General features: G+C 49.8%; 19 protein-coding genes. 7 read left to right on the top strand and 12 right to left on the bottom strand.

The annotated features are described in order from the left end of the window. Positions 1-23 precede the first annotated feature (23 nt). Positions 24-1,160, bottom strand: coding sequence for a 23S rRNA (uracil(747)-C(5))-methyltransferase RlmC (gene rlmC, locus G5S52_RS22440; RefSeq protein ID WP_165018656.1), 1,137 nt, complete (start codon positions 1,158-1,160; stop codon positions 24-26). A gap of 217 nt (positions 1,161-1,377) precedes the next feature. Between rlmC and murQ the strand changes: the two genes are divergently transcribed. Next, complete coding sequence (gene murQ, locus G5S52_RS22435) at positions 1,378-2,277, top strand: N-acetylmuramic acid 6-phosphate etherase (RefSeq protein ID WP_165018654.1); 900 nt, start codon at positions 1,378-1,380, stop codon at positions 2,275-2,277. Between the two features lie 37 nt (positions 2,278-2,314). Here the strand turns inward: murQ and G5S52_RS22430 are convergent, their stop codons facing one another. Further along, on the bottom strand, positions 2,315-2,557 hold the full coding sequence (locus G5S52_RS22430) for a hypothetical protein (protein WP_205744031.1): 243 nt from the start codon (positions 2,555-2,557) through the stop codon (positions 2,315-2,317). A gap of 519 nt (positions 2,558-3,076) precedes the next feature. Between G5S52_RS22430 and G5S52_RS22425 the strand changes: the two genes are divergently transcribed. The 6 genes from G5S52_RS22425 to G5S52_RS22400 all read left to right on the top strand — a co-directional run bounded on the left by G5S52_RS22425 (position 3,077) and on the right by G5S52_RS22400 (position 8,773). Beyond that, positions 3,077-4,285 carry an ammonium transporter gene (locus G5S52_RS22425; protein WP_165018652.1) on the top strand — a complete coding sequence of 403 codons (1,209 nt, stop codon included), beginning with the start codon at positions 3,077-3,079 and terminating at the stop codon, positions 4,283-4,285. A gap of 363 nt (positions 4,286-4,648) precedes the next feature. Then, positions 4,649-4,879 carry a hypothetical protein gene (locus tag G5S52_RS22420; protein WP_062663216.1) on the top strand — a complete coding sequence of 77 codons (231 nt, stop codon included), beginning with the start codon at positions 4,649-4,651 and terminating at the stop codon, positions 4,877-4,879. Between the two features lie 510 nt (positions 4,880-5,389). After that, positions 5,390-5,935, top strand: coding sequence for a nucleotidyltransferase family protein (locus G5S52_RS22415; RefSeq protein WP_165018650.1), 546 nt, complete (start codon positions 5,390-5,392; stop codon positions 5,933-5,935). A gap of 125 nt (positions 5,936-6,060) precedes the next feature. Further along, a complete protein-coding gene (locus G5S52_RS22410) occupies positions 6,061-6,597 on the top strand; it encodes an RNA polymerase sigma factor (RefSeq protein ID WP_165018648.1) in 537 nt (178 codons plus the stop codon). Further along, positions 6,585-7,355, top strand: a complete 771-nt coding sequence (locus tag G5S52_RS22405) for a hypothetical protein (RefSeq protein ID WP_165018646.1) — start codon at positions 6,585-6,587, stop codon at positions 7,353-7,355. Before G5S52_RS22410 ends, G5S52_RS22405 begins: the two co-directional genes overlap by 13 nt. A 122-nt stretch (positions 7,356-7,477) precedes the next feature. After that, the gene (locus G5S52_RS22400) at positions 7,478-8,773 is read left to right on the top strand and encodes a hemolysin family protein (protein ID WP_165018644.1); all 1,296 of its coding nucleotides are present in this window, start codon (positions 7,478-7,480) and stop codon (positions 8,771-8,773) included. Positions 8,774-8,827: 54 nt separating this feature from the next. Here the strand turns inward: G5S52_RS22400 and G5S52_RS22395 are convergent, their stop codons facing one another. The 10 genes from G5S52_RS22395 to G5S52_RS22355 form a co-directional block, all read right to left on the bottom strand. Beyond that, positions 8,828-10,612 (bottom strand): zinc-dependent metalloprotease family protein, encoded by a 1,785-nt coding sequence (locus G5S52_RS22395; RefSeq protein WP_165018641.1) that lies wholly within the window; start codon positions 10,610-10,612, stop codon positions 8,828-8,830. Between the two features lie 261 nt (positions 10,613-10,873). After that, positions 10,874-11,929 (bottom strand): ABC transporter ATP-binding protein, encoded by a 1,056-nt coding sequence (locus tag G5S52_RS22390; protein ID WP_165018639.1) that lies wholly within the window; start codon positions 11,927-11,929, stop codon positions 10,874-10,876. 1 nt (position 11,930) lies between these two features. Beyond that, on the bottom strand, positions 11,931-13,178 hold the full coding sequence (locus G5S52_RS22385; RefSeq protein ID WP_165018637.1) for an MGH1-like glycoside hydrolase domain-containing protein: 1,248 nt from the start codon (positions 13,176-13,178) through the stop codon (positions 11,931-11,933). Positions 13,179-13,252: 74 nt separating this feature from the next. Further along, complete coding sequence (locus tag G5S52_RS24110; RefSeq protein WP_368737493.1) at positions 13,253-13,837, bottom strand: carbohydrate ABC transporter permease; 585 nt, start codon at positions 13,835-13,837, stop codon at positions 13,253-13,255. Then, positions 13,834-14,496 carry an ABC transporter permease family protein gene (locus G5S52_RS24105; RefSeq protein ID WP_235956483.1) on the bottom strand — a complete coding sequence of 221 codons (663 nt, stop codon included), beginning with the start codon at positions 14,494-14,496 and terminating at the stop codon, positions 13,834-13,836. Before G5S52_RS24105 ends, G5S52_RS24110 begins: the two co-directional genes overlap by 4 nt. Continuing rightward, a complete protein-coding gene (locus tag G5S52_RS22375; protein ID WP_165018635.1) occupies positions 14,493-15,755 on the bottom strand; it encodes a carbohydrate ABC transporter permease in 1,263 nt (420 codons plus the stop codon). Before G5S52_RS22375 ends, G5S52_RS24105 begins: the two co-directional genes overlap by 4 nt. 85 nt (positions 15,756-15,840) lie before the next feature. After that, positions 15,841-17,199: an ABC transporter substrate-binding protein gene (locus tag G5S52_RS22370; RefSeq protein ID WP_165018633.1), complete on the bottom strand. Its 1,359-nt coding sequence runs from the start codon at positions 17,197-17,199 to the stop codon at positions 15,841-15,843. Positions 17,200-17,284: 85 nt separating this feature from the next. Next, the gene (locus G5S52_RS22365) at positions 17,285-18,346 is read right to left on the bottom strand and encodes a LacI family DNA-binding transcriptional regulator (RefSeq protein ID WP_165018631.1); all 1,062 of its coding nucleotides are present in this window, start codon (positions 18,344-18,346) and stop codon (positions 17,285-17,287) included. 211 nt (positions 18,347-18,557) lie between these two features. Next, positions 18,558-19,031 (bottom strand): 2TM domain-containing protein, encoded by a 474-nt coding sequence (locus G5S52_RS22360; protein ID WP_002540687.1) that lies wholly within the window; start codon positions 19,029-19,031, stop codon positions 18,558-18,560. 190 nt (positions 19,032-19,221) lie between these two features. Beyond that, positions 19,222-19,533, bottom strand: coding sequence for a cupin domain-containing protein (locus tag G5S52_RS22355; protein ID WP_002540686.1), 312 nt, complete (start codon positions 19,531-19,533; stop codon positions 19,222-19,224). Between the last annotated feature and the right edge of the window lie 429 nt (positions 19,534-19,962).

Below are 19,962 nucleotides of genomic sequence, written 5' to 3'. Positions count from 1 at the left end.
AGAAGAAAGATAGGGAACGAGGGTTAGCGCTTTTCCAGAAGCACCATGACTTCGGCATGTTCTGTGTGTGGGAACATGTCAAACCATTGCAGACGTTTGACGGTGTAGTTCTCCCAACCATCAACATCGGCTTTCAGTGTTTCTGGATTACAGCTGGAATAGATAAGGTGCTTGGGTGCCAACTCACCAAGCTGTGCCACCAACTCTTTACCCAAGCCACGACGGGGCGGATTGACCAGCACCAGATCAGGTGCATTGTCTTGCAGCAGCGAGAATTTCGCCGAATCGAGCGCATCAAAGTTGAGGTTGGTAATTCCCATTTCTGCCGCAGAACGCTTCGCGCTCGCAATGGCTTCCGGTTCGATTTCAATACCGGTTACAGACTTGGTCACCGACGCACAATGCAAAGCAAAACCACCAACGCCACAGAACAAATCCCACATGTGTTTTGGCTTGAGTTCTCTTACCCATTCACGCGCCGTTGCATAGAGTTTGGCAGCGACTTCAGGGTTGGTCTGGAAAAAGCTTTTCGGACGCACCACAAGCGGTACGTCGTTAAATTGCTCGATAAGGTGTTCATCGTCTGTGAGGAAGACTTCCTCATCGCCTTCAAGACGCGCCATGTGAACTGGCTGCAGATTGACTGACACGACACGGATTTTCGGAAACGCCTCACGAAGCCTCGCTAAGTTTGATTCCACACGCGGCATGGCATCGCGGCTGCGCATCACAAATCGCAGCATGAATTCGCCAGAATATGCCGAGCGGGTTAGCAGAATGTATTTAAGCTCACCTTTCTTTTTTGCTTTGTTATAAGGCGGAATACCAGAGGTGCGAATCCAATCTTGCAGGTGATCCAGTAATGCGGTCATGTCTTCGGTGTAGAGTGGGCAATGGGTCAGGCTGACCAGTTCAAGGTTATCCTCCGACTTCACGTCTGCACCCAACACAGGTTGGTGCGCTGCCCCCAGCACCACCATCTTGGCTTTGTTGCGGCAGCCTGTTTCTTTGCTCAATACCGGCGATAACCACTGCTCTGGCAGTCGGTTCTCAAACAGGGATTTCAGCGCGTTGTCTTTGTCAGCGACTTGCTGGGTGTAAGGGACACCTCTCAACTCGCATGAACGGCACTTGTGCTGATCGAAGAATTTGCAATGCATAACGCTCTACCGCAGAAAAAGAAGGGAGAGTCTAAGCATCCTGACGAAAATGACCATTCACGTTATTACTCGTTAAAATCGAATATATTGATGGTAGAAACCAGACGCATTGAAGCCCGGTTCAAGCGTGGGAAAAATGCCTTTTTTCTTGAGTTTATCCCTGCGCTTCAGGAATACTGGTCTCACAAAGATCCGCTGATAAATGAGCACACTACTGATGAAAATAGATCTCACCCGACTGGTCACAGAAAGCCGTAACGCTGCAAGCGCAGAAATCGACAAACTTTCCACGCTGGAAATGCTCGAAGTGATCAATCAGGAAGATCAAAAAGTCGCGCTCGCAGTGAAAGATCAACTCCCACAAATCGCCAAGGCGGTAGACGCCATCACTAAAGCCTTTGCGGAGGGTGGCCGACTGATTTATATGGGTGCAGGCACATCAGGGCGTTTGGGTATTCTGGATGCCAGTGAATGTCCACCCACTTACGGCACCAAGCCAGAACTTGTGGTGGGGTTAATTGCTGGCGGTCATCAGGCCATCTTGAAAGCCGTTGAGAACGCCGAGGACAATGTCGAACTCGGCAAGCAAGATCTGGTGGATTTGAGCCTGACCGCTAAAGACGTGGTGGTAGGGATTGCAGCCAGTGGCCGCACTCCTTATGTGCTAGGTGGCATGAAGTACGCCAAATCAGTTGGCGCGATGGTTGCCACTATTGTTTGTAACCCTGTCTGCGCTATGGCAGATGAAGCAGATATCGCCATCATCCCTGTGGTGGGACCTGAGATTGTAACTGGCTCATCGAGAATGAAAGCAGGAACGGCGCAAAAGCTGGTGCTGAACATGCTGACAACAGGCGCGATGATCCGCAGCGGCAAAGTATACGGCAACCTGATGGTGGACGTAGAAGCAACCAACGCCAAATTGGTGCAGCGTCAGGTCAACATTGTCGTCGAGGCGACAGGTGTCGGTATGGAAGAAGCAGAAGTCGCCCTTCAAGCATGCGGCCGTCACTGTAAAACTGCGATCTTAATGATTCTGGCTGGCATTGACGCCGAAGAAGCGAAAGCGCGACTTGAAAAGCATAAGGGTTTTATTCGCCAAGCATTGAATGCGTAATCAGAAAAAGGATTAATGGCTCAAGGCGAATCGCCTGTTATTCCCAATGGCAGTCTTCAGGAACAATCAGTTTGAGCAAGGCTGCGGGTGGAAGCTCGCTAAGTGCTACCTGTCTAAAAACATCTGCGATTTGTGGGTTGCCACCCAAGCACCGAATAATAGTGGTATTTATGGCCTCTTTTTCCATGCCATCGGCATGAAGCATTTGCACCCAATGGTATTCTGGTGCGTTAACATCAAGAATTGCACGCCTACCCAATGTGAACGTATGTTCTTTCATTTCACTCCTTAACATGTCATAAAAATTAAACACCCATCCATAATGGGCAGAATTTAGACAACTGGCAAGGCATTTTCATAGAATACTGTTTTTAATGGGTTTTATGATTCTCCACACTAATGCACAATTGATTAAATATAAGTTAACTCATTGATAATCTGTTCTATTTGTCTTTTTTATGGACAGATATATAGACAGAAAGAATGAAATACCAACTACCTGCCTTAAACTCTGTTCAGTTCAAAATTATCGCACTTTCATGGTGCATATCTATTGCACCACCGCACCATCATGAAGCATTTCTATGCATTAGATTAAGAGATAGAAGGATAGAGAGCTTCTTTATGGTGCATATTTAATTTATTAAATATCAATAAATTAAAAACATTTCGCACTTAATTAGCGCCGCAATGCACACCCTTGGTTCATGCGGGCACGATTTGTGCTTATTCCCCTGCGTCCTGAAGAAGCAACTCTTCAGCAAGGAAAGCAATCTCAAGGAAGTAGAGGAATTACAACGTGGAAAATATTAGTAGCGCGATTCAAACGCTGTCAGAAAGCGCGAACACGCTCTTTATTCTGATCGGTGCCATCATGGTTTTGGCAATGCACGCAGGCTTTGCCTTTTTGGAAGTGGGTACCGTCCGTCATCGCAATCAGGTTAATGCCCTGGTGAAAATCATGTCCGACTTCGGCTTCTCAGCCCTCGCCTATTTCTTCATTGGTTACTGGGTTGCCTATGACGTCAACTTCTTCAGCAGTGCCAGCGTCCTTTCAGAAGGGAATGGTTACGAGTTGGTGAAGTTCTTCTTCTTGATGACTTTCGCCGCGGCGATTCCAGCCATCATTTCCGGCGGTGTCGCAGAGCGCGCTAAGTTCTATCCTATGTTGATTGCTGCCGCAGCCATTGTTGCTTTTGTTTATCCATTTTTCGAAGGGCTGATCTGGAACGGTAATTTTGGTTTTCAGGATTGGTTAGAAGCAACCTTTGGTGCGCCTTTCCATGATTTCGCTGGTTCGGTCGTGGTTCACGCTGTTGGCGGATGGATTGCGCTGGCAGCCATTATGATTCTTGGCGTACGTCAAGGCCGTTATCGCGGTGGCAAGCTGATTGCCTTTGCACCTTCTAATATTCCGTTCTTGGCACTTGGCGCATGGATCCTGACAGTAGGCTGGTTTGGCTTTAACGTGATGTCTGCACAAACCATGGACGGCATCAGTGGATTGGTTGCCGTCAACACCCTGATGGCGATGGTTGGCGGTATCGTCACTTCCCTCATTGCAGGTAAGAATGACCCAGGCTTCCTACACAATGGTCCGCTGGCGGGCTTAGTCGCGGTATGTGCGGGTTCTGATTTGATGCACCCAATCGGCGCACTGATTACTGGCGGTGTGGCTGGCGTGTTGTTCGTTTGGCTGTTTACCCTTATCCAAAACCGCTTCAAAATTGACGATGTGCTGGGTGTTTGGCCACTGCACGGCGTATGTGGTGTTTGGGGTGGTATCGCAGCGGGCATTTTCGGTTCAGAAGCGCTGGGCGGTCTTGGTGGCGTTAGCCTGATGGCTCAGATAATCGGTACCGTTGCCGGTGTGGTCGTGGCATTCGTTGGTGGCTGGATTGTTTATACTCTGGCTGAAAAAGCAGCGGGTATTCGCCTGAGCGAAGAAGACGAATATAACGGTGCTGACTTGGCTATCCACAAAATTGGCGCGACATCCGAAGACTAATTGTTTTATTCATTTTCCCAAAGCCCTGCTAATCTGCAGGGCTTTCATGAATATGTAATAATTACAAGATTCCGTTTGGTAACAAAGCTCATCAAACCTTCCTCAAAATTTCACTTCTTTTCCTATTCTCTTCATCCGGCATAATTAAGATAAAGATCTGGAGATGCAATTACGCGCATAAACCCTCAATAACTCGTCTCACGTTAAAAACACCCATAATATTAATTTGACAAAAATAGTTGACGAAACTTTAGATATGCGCCAACTATTAATACAACAATTATTAACAAGTAGACATCTGTCTTTTTGTTACACACTTGGCACATTGGTATTAGTGGAATATTTCCCGAAAGGGGAGGGAACATGGACTTAGAATACATGCAAGCAGTAGACGTATTGGGACAACTGCGCGTGGGCGACTCTATCAGCGACGCGCTGAGAAATGAGGCGCAATGCGTAACCCGTGAAATCTTTGAGAAATATCGGGACCGATGCGACGTCGACTCAATTGAAGGCTTACTGTTTGATAATGAAGTGAGCACTAAATTAAGAAACACATGGACAGATGCAATATGCGATGTGTGGCTTAATTAAGTCCGTTTTCTTTTGTCCCTATCATGTCTTAGAGCGAGCAAGTATCCTCGAAGGCTAAAATAGAAATAGTGCAGAGCCTCACTGCTAACGCATAAAAAGTGGAGCCCTTAGTGGGCTCTATTTATTTTTCTTCACTCTAAGAAATGCTTCAATCTGTACTGGATTCTGATCGGCTTTTCAGCTTTCTAAACCTTACTCCCAGAAAACTTCCAGTCTCTTTTCACTCGATTCCTATGTCCAGAATTGGAGATATAGCTATCCACTAATCCAAAACAGTATTTAGCTTCAATTAAAATAGAATGAAAAATACCTAAACAATCCATGGCCCACTTCTTCGTTAAATTCCACGGAAATAGAATGACTATTCCTCGCGAAATTTGCCTTGAATTGAACGCATTGATGACCTCTGAATGCGAGCATCTTCAGGTTGCTTGGGTATACATGGCTAACATTCTTTACCGACTTCAGTGTTAATATATCCACATTAGTCATTTTTTATTCTCTACCATCATGCAAACCATCATTGACTGGATTCAAGAAGACGCCTTACGCATGCAGGCGATCAAGGCGGTTCACTCTCTCAACTTACCCAGCGGTTATCTTGCCGCGGGCTTTGTCCGGAATATGGTTTGGGATCGCCTACACCACAAAGAAAACGCGACCCCGCTCAATGATGTGGATGTGATTTATTTCAATGAAAATGAAACTGATGAGCTTGCCTATCTGGCATATGAGGCGACGTTAAATGCTTTGATGCCATCCCTTAACTGGCAGGTGCGTAATCAAGCAAGAATTCACACGAGAAATGGTGATCAGCCTTATCGGGATATCTTGGATGCCATGAGTTTTTGGCCAGAGCAGGAGACCGCTGTGGCTGTCCGGCTCACTGACGATGGCGTACTAGAGTGTGTTTCCTCTTTCGGATTTGAGTCTCTTTTCGCGCTAAAAATCACGCCAAACTCCAAACGTGAATTCACGATATACCAGCAACGTGTACTTCAGAAAAACTGGCTGAATATCTGGCCTAAGCTCACTCTGACAAAAAACTTTCAGTAAGCTGCATCCGAAACGCATTCCATCTTCGTCTCTTTATCTGACACCAATATTTTGCGCTGTCGAATACTATGAATAGATAAGGAAAAGAGCGCGATGGTGTTATCCGCTCAACGGAGAGGTGATATTTGAGTCTCGATACCAAGGAAGTCGGTGAGCTACTCTCCCGCATTGCCCTGAAAGATAGGAGCGCTTTTGAAGCGCTCTATTCGCTTACTGGTTCACGTCTTTATCATTTGCTGGTATCCATCGTCAAAGACGAAGGATTGGCTGCAGACTTACTGCAGGAGGGGTTTCTGAAACTCTGGTTCAGACAGTACAGCTACCCTATTGAATACCCTTGGGCCTGGCTATGCCAGAGTATGCGTAACCTCGCCATTGATGAACTGAGAAAGGCGCGCTACTCAAAGGAAGTATCGGTCTCTGACCCCATGTCAGAGGCCGACAAAGGTCTGGCAACGCTGGAAAACGGCGCGCATCCCGAATACCAGAAGCTAAGCTACTGCCTGCAGGCCCTCACACCAGAAAAGCGCAGTGTCATCGTCCTCGCCTATGAGCACGGCATGAGTCATGAAGAAATTGTCGAACATGTAAAATCACCACTGGGAACAGTGAAATCCTGGATTCGACGCGGACTGATGGAGCTGAAGCGATGCCTAAATTAACCGTTGCCAAGCGCTACCAATCCACGGAGTTAAGAGACAGGCTCGCCGCAGAATATGTCCTCGGCACGCTCACACCCAACGTCCAGCGTCGTCTGGAATGTTTGATGAATCAGGACCCAAGTTGGTGGGAACACATTGAGCACTGGCAGCAGCATTTTGCCGGTATCACCCCTTCTATCGATGCACATTTAGAGTGGGAGTTTGCCCAACCGCCTGAGCGGGTTTGGCGCAATATCGACGCCGCCGTTAACCCCCAACGTGAAGTAGCCAGAACTGCCGCGAAAGCGCCTTGGTGGAAAGCGGTCATCATGCCTTTATCACTGGCCTTTTCGCTGGTGATGGGTGTGCTGATTAGTCCGAGCATCATGCCTCCAGAGGCTCCAAAGAAAGGGCCGATTATTGTTCAGCCTGCTAACTACTTTGCTTTGATGTCCTCTGAACAAGAACACAACCTGTTTGCCATTGTGGCGTATCGCGGATTAGGAGATGCGAAGTCGACACTGCGTCTGCAGCGGAACCTGCGCGAATCGGAGTTGCCGCCGGAAACGGCCACTGTGTGGATGCGGGACAAAGAAAGCGGAGAAGTGACCCGCATCGACACGCTGAGAAACATCAACGACACGCGTTTTCTTTCCCCCGCAGAATGGCAACAACTGAAAAACAGTTCAGAGCTGATCGTTACCATTGGCGAAACACCGGACAGTCAGGTTTTGTATGAAGGCCGCTGTGTTGAACTGAGTAACTGGAACGCCATTTAAAAGCGGGGCAGGGGGCGCGTTGTCGCCTCCTGATCTTCATTTAAAATACAGTGATTAATCACATTTCCAGATGCGAATGCGGCATATTCTGAAGCTGACTTCTTCATTAGATTCAGGACAATATGGACGTATTACTGCTCGCTGCTTTAATTGTGATTAATGGCTTGTTTGCCATGTCGGAAATTGCGCTTGTCGCCGCTAAGACCAGCCGACTGAAACGCATGGCGGAAACCCGAAAGGCCGCCTCAGTGGCGCTTTCCCTCAAAGAAAACCCCAACACTTTTCTTTCTACTATCCAAATCGGCATCACGGTTATCGGGCTTTTGAGCGGTATTGTTGGTGAAGCCACCCTCTCCAAACCTTTCGCAGAGTTTCTTGTTTCAGCTGGCATGCACATCGAAACGGCAGATTACCTATCCACCGCTTGCGTGGTGTTGGGCATCACCTACTTTGCCATCGTCGTGGGCGAGCTGGTGCCAAAGCGTATTGCACAATCTCATGCCGAAGCTATCGCCGTTCTGGTTGCTCGTCCCATCCGCTGGATTTCTATTATTACCCGCCCATTTGTGGTGGCGCTGAGCGTCTCAACGCAAACATTGCTGAAAAGTCTTGGTGTGCGCGAAGACAGCGAAGAAGCGGTGACAGAAGATGATATTCAGGCCATCCTCAATGAAGGTTCGGAATCGGGCGCGATAGAGCCACGTGAACAGACCATGATCCGCAACATTCTGCACCTCAATGATCGACTGGTCAGCTCGCTGATGACACCACGCCGCGACATCGATTATCTCGACATCAACCAGCCTGTCGATCAGGTACTGGCACGTATTCGCAGTACCAAACACAGCGTTTTCCCTCTCTGTCGTGGCAATCTGGATAACGTCATCGGCACGGTTTCTTCGAAACTGCTGCTGAACCATGTCGGCGACATCAATACCGCCGTCATTGCCAAATTGCTTAAACGCCCTATGTATGTGCCAGAGTCGATGAAAGGACTAACGCTGCTCGATTACATGCAGCGCCAAGGGGCAGAAATGGCGTTTATTGTTGATGAATACGGCGATATTCAAGGGCTGGTTACCCACTATGATTTGCTGGAAGCAATTGCCGGTGAACTCTCGCTCTCTCCACAGGATTTGTGGGCGCAGACTCTGGAAGAAGGTGGTTGGGTGATGGATGCGTTGATCCCTTTGAACGAGTTAAAAGACCGGCTTGGGGTTTCGACTTTGGAGGGCGAAGAAGTCGAAGGTTTCCAAACCCTAAATGGCATGTTGAGTTGGTTGGCCGAGCGGGTGCCTGGCGAGGGAGAGGTGCTAGTCCATCAAGGCTGGCGCTTTGAGGTCCTTAAGGTTAAGCACAATCGTGTCGCCAAGGTAAAAGTGACACAGGTGCACGCAGAAACCGACGTGGAAATTTAACCAACAAAAAGCCCTCCAAACGTTGGAGGGCTTTTTCTATACAAAGGAAACAGCTTAATTGTATCCCGACACCTGCTTCGAGAAGTTATTCATCGCTTTCACACCGTCGATCTGGTTCTCAAAACCCAGCGGCAGTTTGGTATTCGGAGAAAGCTTTTCCGGCGTCGAAAAATACGGGATAGCATTGCCACCCATCACAGTGCGTTCTGCAGAGTAACCAACCGCGATATTGCGTGCCAAATCCGGCGTCAGTACACCATGATTCAATCCCATGTTATGTCCCAGTTCATGGCGCATAACATTGGTGCCACAGTTCAGCGAGCCCGACGCCACCATGTTGAAACGGCTGGATTTCACATACGCTAAGCCGCAACCACTTTCTGTACCCTCATAGTAAATCGCGTCCGCTTTCAGGGCATCACGTCGTTGCTGGGCAACTGGGTTTGAGCGTATTTCGCGCAGCACATCACCAAGTCTCAGCCAGGTATCCGGCGTCTGGAATTTCTCAAGAGAAACCATGCGGAAACGGAAATTTGCCCCTGAATTCAACAGCGCTTCATTGGTTTTCACGAAGCCTTCCACCAAACGAGCACGTGATTTGGTTTCGCCAATTTTCTGCACGTTTCGATGGCTGTAGTAGGCCAGCAAATCGATGGTGACGGTTTCCCGCTCCCAGTTTCCACTGCCATTGACGACAAAGGTTGCCCATTCGCCACGGTACAGTCTGTTGGGGCTCATACCCTGCCCAGATACCACAAACGACCAAGCGGCATCCGTTTTCACGTGAACACGGGTGCCTTCGCCACGGTTTGGCAATTTCAAATCCCGAACCCAATTGGCATTAGAAAAGTAAACGTGCGTATCAGGCGCAGTGATGTTGAGCTCACCGTTTTTCACATCTCTTGCATTCAGGCGTACTTCAGGGCTCTTATACAAGCTCCACAGATTTCGGTCACCACGATAAACAAACACATACTCCTGACCGTTTCTGAGCGTCAGAGGCGCGCCCACATTGGTACGGGTATTCATAATGGTGGCATTCCAGTCAGCGCGGGAGCGAATGGCCACGGTGTCCCCCTCCTTGCCCTGTCTGGGCAACGAAATGTTGCCGATGTAATTAGCATTGGCAAACTGCACCACTGTCATCGGTGAGTAGGGGGTTGGCACCACACCGTCTTTAATATCACGCGCATTGATAAAGCGCTCCGGTGCAGACTTAAAGAACCATTTTTTATACTGCTTGTTGTAGACCAACACGTATTTGTCTTTGGTTCGGATCGAAGCCGTACTCTTGGTTCCCAATTGCGCTTCATCAATGCGTGATGTCCACGACGCGTTGGACGTGATCACTATGCCCTGAAGCTGATTAACGGTTTCAGGCAGTTTCACCGCCCGCGTCCAGTTACTGTTGTACATGTGATAGCGAACAAAACGCTGTCCCGCATCGTTCTTGATGGTATCCCCCACCTTGTTTGGCGTCTGGAAATCCATGTCCATACCCCACGCTTTGGTGGCAGCATCATAGCGGAACGTCACCGAGTCATTGGTGTAGAGATAAACGGTTTCAAAATCCAGAGAGTCATGACTGATTGAAGAGGTATAACCCGCCTTGGAAACCAGATTCACAATGGTTTTGTCCTGAGGCATTGTGGGGAATTTTATCTCGCCCACCCAGTTTCCGTTGTAAGTCGTAAACGTGATGTTGTTGTCGTCATTCGGCAATTGCCCATCGGGAAAATCCTTTGCCGTATAATTTCCTGCCAATGCCGTTGCAGAAAAAAGCGCCACGCCAAGGCTCGTCACAATCCCTATATCTCTTTTTAGATGTTTAAGATTCATCAAATATCCTTTTATTTTTATCCATATCAGTCAGTGTGTTTCCCTGACTTAGAGAAAGGCTATTCAATTAATCATGATAAATTTGTTTATGAAGTGAGATGAGTAAGAATATCAGTACTTTTCTGCCACTGAAGTGGCAAAAAAAGCCCGGCATCCAAGGAGAAAATGCCGGGGGAGTGTTTTGCAGTTCACTGGAAGAAAGAACTGCATCAAATGGAGAATGTGTGCCTTCAGTAAACTCGAAAAACCGAAGACACTTGATCATGATTGCGCGACAGATAATCCTTCCGCGTCGAAGAAGTGCAGCTTATTGGTATGGAACTGGAGACCCACGTTGTCGCCAGCTCTTACCTCGCTTTCCCCATCGGTGCGAACGGTTATTTTGCCGAGCTCACCACAATCAACAACTACATAGATATCCGCACCAAGGTATTCAGTCACATCTACGATGCCCTGACAGTTACCTTCTTCCGGAGAAACCAGATTTATGGCCTCTGGACGGATGCCAAGCTGAGTTGCAGAACGTGAGTGCGGATACGTCCCGCCCTTGCCGCCTGCCAGCCCATATTCTCCCCCTTCTGTCACGCAGGGCATGATGTTCATCTTAGGGCTACCGATAAACTGCGCGACAAACAGGTTCGCAGGGTGATCGTATAGCGTTTTCGGGCTACCAATCTGCTCAATCACACCACCTTGCAGCACAACAATTTTGTCGGCAAGGGTCATCGCTTCTACCTGATCGTGTGTCACGTAAATCATGGTGGATTGCAAAGACTGGTGAAGCTTGGCAATTTCGTAACGCATTTCCACACGCAGCGCCGCGTCCAGATTCGACAGCGGTTCATCAAACAAGAACGCTGTTGGGTCACGCACAATAGAGCGCCCAATCGCCACGCGCTGTCGCTGACCACCGGAAAGGTGCCTTGGACGACGGTTGAGATAATCCTCAAGTTTGAGCACCTGCGCCGCGTAATTCACTTTTTCGTCGATTTCAGACTGCGGACGCCCTTGGGTTTTCAGGCTAAAACCCATGTTGTCGCGCACTGTCATGTGTGGATACAGGGCATAGCTCTGAAATACCATGGTCAAACCGCGTTTGGCTGGCGGTTGATCTGTCATGTCAGTGCCGTCAATCAAGATCTGTCCGCGGCTGGTTTCCTCCAGCCCGGCAATCATCCGGAGCAGCGTAGATTTGCCACAACCCGAAGGCCCAACAAAAATCACCAACTCGCCCTCGTCTACAGAGAGGTCGATTCCCTTGATGACCTGCGTGTCGCCATACCATTTTTCGACTTTGTTCAGTTGAATTGAGCCCATGTCAGCCTCCTGCTAAGTCAGACAGCGACCAGGAAAGCCAAACGGCTGCTGTCCAAGTAAAGTGCCCGCCGCCTGCCGGCGTTCCGTTGTCCGGATTGAAGTATTCGGCGAAGCCATAATTTGAAATCAAACCCGCGGTCTGCTGGCGCACTGCTCTCGCCAGCGTCACGTGTCCTTGCTCTTCCAGTCCCCAGCCAATGAGCGCGTTCATGATCGCCCATACAGGGCCGCGCCAATAGCGCATTGCGTCGTATTTCTCCCCTGCCGGGTCATAGCTCGGCACGATGTAATGCCCATTTCCGAGAATCCGCTCAAGGTGACCGACCATTTCCGGGCTTTCAATGCCTGCATACCAACAAAGAAAAGAGGCATTGGACAGGCTTCCCGCGAACTTGCCGTTTCGCAGATTCACGCTGTCGAATGCATTCATCTCACTGTTCCAGATTTGTTTGCAGCCTTCTTCCAGCGTAGAGATCCAACCATCAATCTCGGAGACATCTTCACCTAACAATTTTCCGATCTCCGCCAAATCGCGGTGGCCACGAAGCAAGGTGAAATGCAGGCTGGGATCAGCGACCCGGAAAGGACTGGTTTGCTCTATCACCTTCTCATCCCAGCCGCAGTCACGCCCTAAGTACAAAAGCGACAGATAGCGGTCGTAATCCAGCTTGGTCGGGCGCATCGATGCATCCACATGAGACGTATCACGACGTTGGTATTCACCGACATTGGAGATATCAATGGCTTCTGAGGCTTCATCCCAATCAGGCGCGTTATCTCGGCCACTCTCCCAAGGGTGCGTGCTTGCCACGACACCCGATTCCGCGCGGCAAGCCATGTACCAGCGGTGCCATTCGACCAACGCTGGATAAATGGCTTTAAGTTTCTCCAGACCTAACGCTTCGTCACGCTGATAAATCTTGCGCGCAAAGGTTGCCACCAATGGCGGTTGGCTGATGCCTGACGACGCAATTGGCCCTTTTCCACCCCAGACCTCCGGCCCCGGAAAGTAACCTTCATCGGGTTGGTGGAAAACAATGTGCGGCACCATGCCGTTATCCCACTGGGCAGTCAGTAAGGTTTCAATTTCCTGCCAGGCGCGCGGTAAATCGAAGGTTGAAAAGCCCAATGCCGCAAAGGCGCTATCCCAGTTCCACTGATACGGGTATAAACCCGCCGTTGGTATGGTGTAACCGCCTCGATCGTTATCTGTCAGTATGTCGATGGCTTGTTTATCCAGAGCTTCCATAATCAAATTCCCAAAATTTTAAGCTGTTGGCCGAAAGGCGCTTTACCGCGAATCTCGCGCCTTTGGGCGTATCGTTATTTCACCGATCCCGCTGTGAGGCCTTTCACCATAAACCGCTCAAGACCCAGGAAAATCATCATGATAGGCACGGTGGCAATCACTGCCCCAGCCATCAAATGCTGACGGGGTATTTCCGAGCTGTTGAGCATGGCGACCCCGCGGGTCAGAGTGAATTTGGACGGATCGTCGAGCAGCATGAAAGCAAGCAGGAACTCGTTCCACGCGATCATAAAGACGTACAGCGATACCGATGCCATGGCAGGCAAACTGAGTGGCAGCGTGATTTTCAGAATCACTTTGAGTCGCGACAGTCCATCCATCAGACCCGCCTCTTCCACTTCTGCCGGCAATCCGCGGAAGTAGCCCTGCAGCATATAGAGCGCCACAGGAATCGTGGTCACCGGATAAATCAACAGAATGCCAAACAGGGAATTGCGAAGGCCCAACATGCTGAATCCGATATAGATGGGCAGCGCAAGGACAATCATCGGCACCATGTAAATCAGCAGAATCGAGCGCGACATCGCCGCTTGACCGCGGAAACGAAGTCGGGCAACGGCATAAGCCCCTGGCACGCTGAACAGCAACGTGACAATCACGGTCGCGACGACACGCTGAAGGAAGTCAGCAGGTATTCGCCGAAATTGAACTGCTCAAAGAGTTCGACATAAGAGCGGAACAGACCCAATCCTTTGTCGAGATCCAGGCTGAAATCGAGTGGATTGGCGAGCAGCGCTTGCTGGCTTTTCAAACTGGTCATCACCATCACATAGAAAGGCACTGCCACGATGATGATGAAAAACAGGTAGCCGAACCAATACATGAAGTTGATGATCGCACTTTCAAATTCATGGCGATCCAGCCATCCCTCAGGGGTTTCCACCAGCATGCGAGAGAGCGGCCAGACGGTGAAAAGTGCCATGACAACAAATGCCACAGCCTGCGACGACGTATGCTCAGCCAACGAAATAGTGAACGGTGTGCCAAGTGTCAGCACCATGAATATCAGCAAATAGACGGTGGTGGCGCTGACCACCAAAGACGTACCTTCAAGACGGTGTTGCATGCGAAGCACATACACTGCGCACACTGCACCAGCCAGCAGGGAAATCCACACATAAGGTGCCACACCCGCACCGGTCATCAATGCCAGCGCCACCGTCACGGTAATGGCGGCGCTGATGCCCCAGCCAGCGCCGATGAATGCGGCAACCAAGTCTGCCTGGCGATACCAGCGTTTTTCTGAAGCCGTCATCATAAACCCTCCTCACGGCTGACATAGCGGAAGAAGAAGAACGAAAAAATCAGCAAGCAGACGAAGATCACCACGGCCACGGCTGCACCCGCGCCAATGTTCGAAAGTGCAAAGGCTTGCTCATACACATTCACCGTCAGTGTTCGCGTCCCGGCATTACCGCCGGTGAGCAGGAAGATGTCGTCGAACTTGTTGAAGGTCCAGATAAAACGCAGCAGGAAAAGAACCGACAGAATGCCAAGCAACTGTGGAATCGAGAGATACCAGAATTGCTGGAAGGGCGACGCGCCATCCATCCGAGCAGCTTCGTACATGTCAGCGTCTATCGACTGCATTCTTGCCAGAATGAACAGGAAGGAGAGTGGGAAGTAACGCCAGATCTCAAACACTGTTACGCTGATCAGTGCCAACGGCTTTTCGCCGAAGAAGTTGATGGGTTCAGTGATTGCACCCATTTGAATCAAAAGCGCATTGGCCGAACCGGAAAACGGGTCAAACAGTGTCACCCAGGTAAAGGCAACGGCAATCACGGGCGCAACATAGGGGAAAAGCATTAAGCCACGAATGAAACCCTGACCTTTGAATGTTTTATTAAGCAGAAGCGCCGCCATCATACCGACGACAAGTGCGCCAATGGTGCCGAAAACTGTGTAGAAAATGGTCACCCAGAGGACTTCGACAAACTCATCACTGTCGAACACCTTGGTGAAGTTGTCGAACGTGAAGCTGGTATTAAAGAGGTCTGAACTACTGATACCTGCCATTTCTGCCGGATAATCACGCATTCCCACGGGGTTGGCGATATAGGCTTCTTCGACCACAACCGGGATTTGCATACGCTCTTTATAGCCCGGCTCCCAATCTCCCAGTTCACAGAAAATCTCGCGGCCATTCAGGGTGCAGTTTTCAGGTACAGATTGTGCGGTAAGACCTTCTGGGAGCACATCACGCAGCGTGACGCTCTCGATCACCTTCTCTTTCGAGCGGTTTGTCAGACGGTATTCGATTTTGATTTCATCGCCCGCCGCTTTTGGCTTGCCGCGGAAGCGCTCATAGACATTCGGTTCTACAGGGCGCAAATCGGCCAATTCTATCGGCTTGGCACTGATCCAAAAGATAGACAGCAATGGAAGCAGAACCACCAGCGCGACCGAAATCAACGTGGGCGACAACAGGCCCCATGCCAGCCGGGTTTCCCGTTTTTGCAGCGGTCCGACACCCTTGGGCGGCTCAGGTTTTACAGTGTTAATTGATTCGCTCATCCCAGTTCCTTGGATATGACTTCCCCGTCAGGAGCGGATTTCTCCGCTCCCGTTGGGTGATTGTGTTCGGGAATGAATGCGTCGCTTAGTAAAGCTCAGCCAGTGCTTTATTCATGGCATCGACCGTGGCAGAGGCATCACGCGTACCGTCGATGTATTCGCGTACCAGTCGGTTGATCACTTGGCTATTGATGACTTTTGATGCCAGCGCCAGTTGGCCTTCTGCCACACCCCAACGCTGTGCGTTGTTCAAGCCGCCAACGATTTCATCAATCATCTCGGCTTCATACAGCTCAGACAGCGGCGCTTTACGGTCAACGCCAACCGGCAGTTTTGACCACGCCTCGGTATAGAGCGTTGCGTTATCTTCAGTACCGCGGCGAACCGGGAACTTGCCTTCTGGCGCAATCGACAATGTATTGGTGTAACCATCGCTCATGGAATAACGGACGAAAGCCATGGCATTGTCGATGTCTGCATCTGTCGTGATACCGAAGTAACGTACATCACCCCATGCGGCACCTTCCGGATTAGATGGACCAGAGAAACGGGTCACGATACCGGTTTTCGAAGCCAACTCGCGACTGGTTGGATCGTCATTAATCGTTGGTGGCGCGCTGTCACGCAGACCTGCCAGCTCATCAAGAATGAATGGAGACCAGATGATCATCGCTGCTTTGCCGCCAAAATAAAGCTCGCGGGATTGCTTCCAGTAGAGCTCACCATCTGGCGAGGCATCAGCAATCGCTTTGTAGAATTCCAGCACTTCGATGGTTTTCTTCTTATCCAGTTGCTGAATGCCGTCTTTGTTTACTGGCGTCACGCCATTGGCGAGGAAAACATGCTCAAGCACCTGGCTCATGAAGTTTTCGTCCACCTTAGTCGCCGCCACAAAGCCGAACATGTTTGGCGGGTTATGAAGTTTTTCGATCGCTTTCAGCACGTTTTCATAGGAATCCGGCGCGGCCAGTTTGTTGGCATCAAACAGGTCTTTGCGGTAAACGATCATCTGCGTCCACCCATCGACAGGCACTGCCGCGTAACCATCTTCAACCGTCGCCATTTCCAGTGCACCCGGCGCGAACGTATCCATACCCAGCTCTTCAATCACTTCTGTGGCAGCATCCGCATCCAGAATACCGGCTTCTGACCATGGGAGGGAGTATTGCAAAGTGTGGTAAATCACGTCAGGCAGATCACCTGCAGAGAAAGCTGCTGTCGCACGGGTACCGAGATCACTCTCAGTCACCGGAATCACTTCAACCTTGGTACCGGTCAGCTTTTCGAAGTCTTTCGCCATCTCTTGTTGACGCTCCAGACGCTCTGGCTGCTCTTCTGTTGTCCAGAACCGGATGGAGTCGGCATATACCGATGAGGCGCCAAACATCGCTGTTATCACGATACCCGCCAGCCAACGGCGCTTGCCAGTCTGCTGATTGTTCATGGTTTACTCCTTTTTGTGCGCGTTCATTACGTCGTCTAATACCCGCTGTTTACTAAAGCGTAGTATGTGCTCACTTTCCTTACTATTACTTGATTCCATGGGACAGGCGCTTTATCAATTGGGCATTCACCAGCTTTCGGAGATCTTCCGGCCGCTCCCCATTGATTTGACGAAGCAGCAGCGTCGCCAACTGCTCGCCTGAATAACGCATGTCGACAGAAAACGTTGTGAGTGGTGGCGAGGCGAATTCGCTTTCAGGCAGACCGTCATAACCAATCACTGCCAGATCTTTTCCTATCTCAATCCCGCGCTCTGAGGCAGCGCGATAGACCCCGAGAGCCGCAATATCAAGCGCACAGACAATCGCAGTGGGCGGTTCGCTTTGAGAAAGTAATTCCTCACCTAATCTTTGTCCTGCCGCCTTGGTAATGCCGCCCCGCAGCAACAGACTTTCATCCACTTCCAGACCGGACAATTGCATGCCCTGGCGGAAACCGTCTTCCCGCAAATGGCTGTAGTTGTATTCATCGCCACCATTCACAAAGGCAATGCGCTTATGGCCGCGCCTAGCGAGAACCTGAACCGATTCGAGCATCGCGGCTTCACCACGGATATCGAAGAAACTGACGTTATCCAAATCCTGCGAGCGGCCAAAAATCACAAAGGGCACGCCCTCTTCCTTTAGCAGGGCAATACGCGGGTCATGCGCTTTACTTCTAGGGAGGATGAATCCGTCCACTTTGTGCTCTTCTATCAGGCGACGAAGCGTTAGCAATTCATCTTTTTCGCCATTAGCGGTCGCAACAGTTAACGTCCAGTTCTGGCGGCTCACCGCCCGACTGATACCATCAATAAAGTTGGTCAGGAAGGGTCTGTGGGCATTGTCACTACCAAGGTTCAATACCAATCCAATGGCGCAAACCTGCCCGGTTTTGATTGCCTGCGCATAGCTGAGCGCGCGGTATCCCATTTCCTTGGCTTTTTCACGAACGCGCTGTTTGGTTATCGGAGAAATGTCAGGATAGTCATTGAGTGCACGGGAAACCGTGCCTTTGGAAAGCCCCAATGCCTTGGATAGTTCGTTGATCGTGGGACGTTTCTCACGTACACCTCGACCCACTGCTGACACCCTCTGATTGAACGTCATAAACCACCTTGTTCCGTACTGATAATTTAAAAACTATTTAACGAAACCGGTTTCGGCAAATGGCAAGTGTGTCATTAGCGAGAAAAACTGCACCAAGTGGGTTCAACAAGATGAGGTCGGAGTTGTTAGGGTTAGAAAAGCAAAAGGCCAGCAAAATGCTAGAGTCTGTTGACCTTTGGTGATGATTTTTGCAGCAGTTTGTGGAGTGAGATTAAAGCTTGCGACCGAGACGCTTTTCGATCTGTTTCTTTTCCCAATCTGGGCCGAAGAAGTTCAGGATTTCGAATGAGCTTAAAGCGTGGACAGTAATACCAATACCCCAGCCCATCGCTGGCCACCATGCCCAAATGTAACCTGGACTGGTGAGGAAGTTGATCACAAACAGCAATCCTATCACCAGCACGTAGGTGGTCAGGTGGGAATAAAACCCTTTAATTTCCCGTACCTGATTAATCACACGTTCTTCTTCGGCGGTGTATTTCACTTCTTCTGTCATGTCGGGCTCCGGTTCTTTTTGAAGGTCTGAAACTTGGATTTCAAAGACAGCCGCCAGAGACTTCAGCGATTCCAGACCTGCTTTATCGCCACGTTCAATTCTCTGAATGGTGCGGACACTGAGACCGCTCATTTCAGAAAGTTGCTCTTGCGACCAGCCGCGCTGCAATCGTAATTTCCTGACAATCATCTTGTTTTTCCTTTTCGCTGTGAACGCTTCAAAATTTACCGAACTTTCCTTGTTGTCAGGAACGTCATTCACCCGACACATACATGACAGTACTTTTAAAACAGTAGGTTAGCGTGATTTAGTCGTTTATCAAACCGGGGCGTCATCCATGCGACAAACACCCGTCAGGAAGGAAATTCAGAGGAAAGAATTACACACTGCCATCGGTTTCAATCACCAACACCCGTGCTTCACCCAAAGGTTTGGCAACGTGCTCTGTGCCTTCAGAAGCGTAGAAAATATCGCCAGCCTGAAGCATTACAGACTTCTCGTCACCTTCCTCGCGAAAATGCATTTCAACCATGCCGTTCAGCACCACAAAGACTTCCTCGCCTTCGTTGATGTGCCATTTGTAGGGTTTGTCAGTCCAGTGCAGTCTGGTGGTGATACCGTTCATATTGGCGATATCCATCGCTCCCCAGGCATTCTCCGCGGTGAACTTCGCGCTTCGAATCACTCTCATGATCACATCCTTGATAAGTTGAACAATACGAATTGGATGTCATGAGCATAGCGCTGAAATCTATACCAATCTGCACAGAAAGCGGGATTTATGAAAGGAAAACGCTAGGGGCTGTTTATCTTTGCTAGGAAGGTATTGGCGTCACAATCAAAAAGAGCAAGCTATTAGGGGCTGTTGACCTTTAGTGATGATTTTTGCAGCAGTTTGTGGGGATTTTATGCAAGGCAGAGGCTTCGATGTGTAGCTCGCCTACATGAGAAGCCGATAACGCAGCAGAAATTCCCCACAAACGCTGCCCGAAGGGTTCGACTGCGCGTCCCGTACTCTAAGCGTTTTATGCTTTGTTGAGGTGTATTTGCTTAGAATGACTAGGCGGCACACACCTCGCCGCGCCTAAAACGCTTATAGCGAGAACAAAATTTAACCACC

This window comes from Grimontia sedimenti (assembly GCF_011045095.1).
Classification (GTDB): Bacteria; Pseudomonadota; Gammaproteobacteria; order Enterobacterales; family Vibrionaceae; genus Enterovibrio; species Enterovibrio sedimenti.
Note: the sequence above shows the minus strand (reverse complement) of the source record. Positions and strands in the feature narration are given on the sequence as shown.

What these genes read in the sequence shown, in the direction of transcription:
- rlmC (WP_165018656.1), bottom strand. Translation starts at nt 1,160, where the DNA reads ATGCATTGCAAATTCTTCGATCAGCACAAGTGCCGTTCATGCGAGTTG.
- murQ (WP_165018654.1), top strand. Translation starts at nt 1,378, where the DNA reads ATGAAAATAGATCTCACCCGACTGGTCACAGAAAGCCGTAACGCTGCA.
- G5S52_RS22430 (WP_205744031.1), bottom strand. Translation starts at nt 2,557, where the DNA reads ATGAAAGAACATACGTTCACATTGGGTAGGCGTGCAATTCTTGATGTT.
- G5S52_RS22420 (WP_062663216.1), top strand. Translation starts at nt 4,649, where the DNA reads ATGGACTTAGAATACATGCAAGCAGTAGACGTATTGGGACAACTGCGC.
- G5S52_RS22415 (WP_165018650.1), top strand. Translation starts at nt 5,390, where the DNA reads ATGCAAACCATCATTGACTGGATTCAAGAAGACGCCTTACGCATGCAG.
- G5S52_RS22405 (WP_165018646.1), top strand. Translation starts at nt 6,585, where the DNA reads ATGCCTAAATTAACCGTTGCCAAGCGCTACCAATCCACGGAGTTAAGA.
- G5S52_RS22400 (WP_165018644.1), top strand. Translation starts at nt 7,478, where the DNA reads ATGGACGTATTACTGCTCGCTGCTTTAATTGTGATTAATGGCTTGTTT.
- G5S52_RS22395 (WP_165018641.1), bottom strand. Translation starts at nt 10,612, where the DNA reads ATGAATCTTAAACATCTAAAAAGAGATATAGGGATTGTGACGAGCCTT.
- G5S52_RS22390 (WP_165018639.1), bottom strand. Translation starts at nt 11,929, where the DNA reads ATGGGCTCAATTCAACTGAACAAAGTCGAAAAATGGTATGGCGACACG.
- G5S52_RS22385 (WP_165018637.1), bottom strand. Translation starts at nt 13,178, where the DNA reads ATGGAAGCTCTGGATAAACAAGCCATCGACATACTGACAGATAACGAT.
- G5S52_RS24105 (WP_235956483.1), bottom strand. Translation starts at nt 14,496, where the DNA reads ATGATGACGGCTTCAGAAAAACGCTGGTATCGCCAGGCAGACTTGGTT.
- G5S52_RS22375 (WP_165018635.1), bottom strand. Translation starts at nt 15,755, where the DNA reads ATGAGCGAATCAATTAACACTGTAAAACCTGAGCCGCCCAAGGGTGTC.
- G5S52_RS22370 (WP_165018633.1), bottom strand. Translation starts at nt 17,199, where the DNA reads ATGAACAATCAGCAGACTGGCAAGCGCCGTTGGCTGGCGGGTATCGTG.
- G5S52_RS22365 (WP_165018631.1), bottom strand. Translation starts at nt 18,346, where the DNA reads ATGACGTTCAATCAGAGGGTGTCAGCAGTGGGTCGAGGTGTACGTGAG.
- G5S52_RS22360 (WP_002540687.1), bottom strand. Translation starts at nt 19,031, where the DNA reads ATGATTGTCAGGAAATTACGATTGCAGCGCGGCTGGTCGCAAGAGCAA.
- G5S52_RS22355 (WP_002540686.1), bottom strand. Translation starts at nt 19,533, where the DNA reads ATGAGAGTGATTCGAAGCGCGAAGTTCACCGCGGAGAATGCCTGGGGA.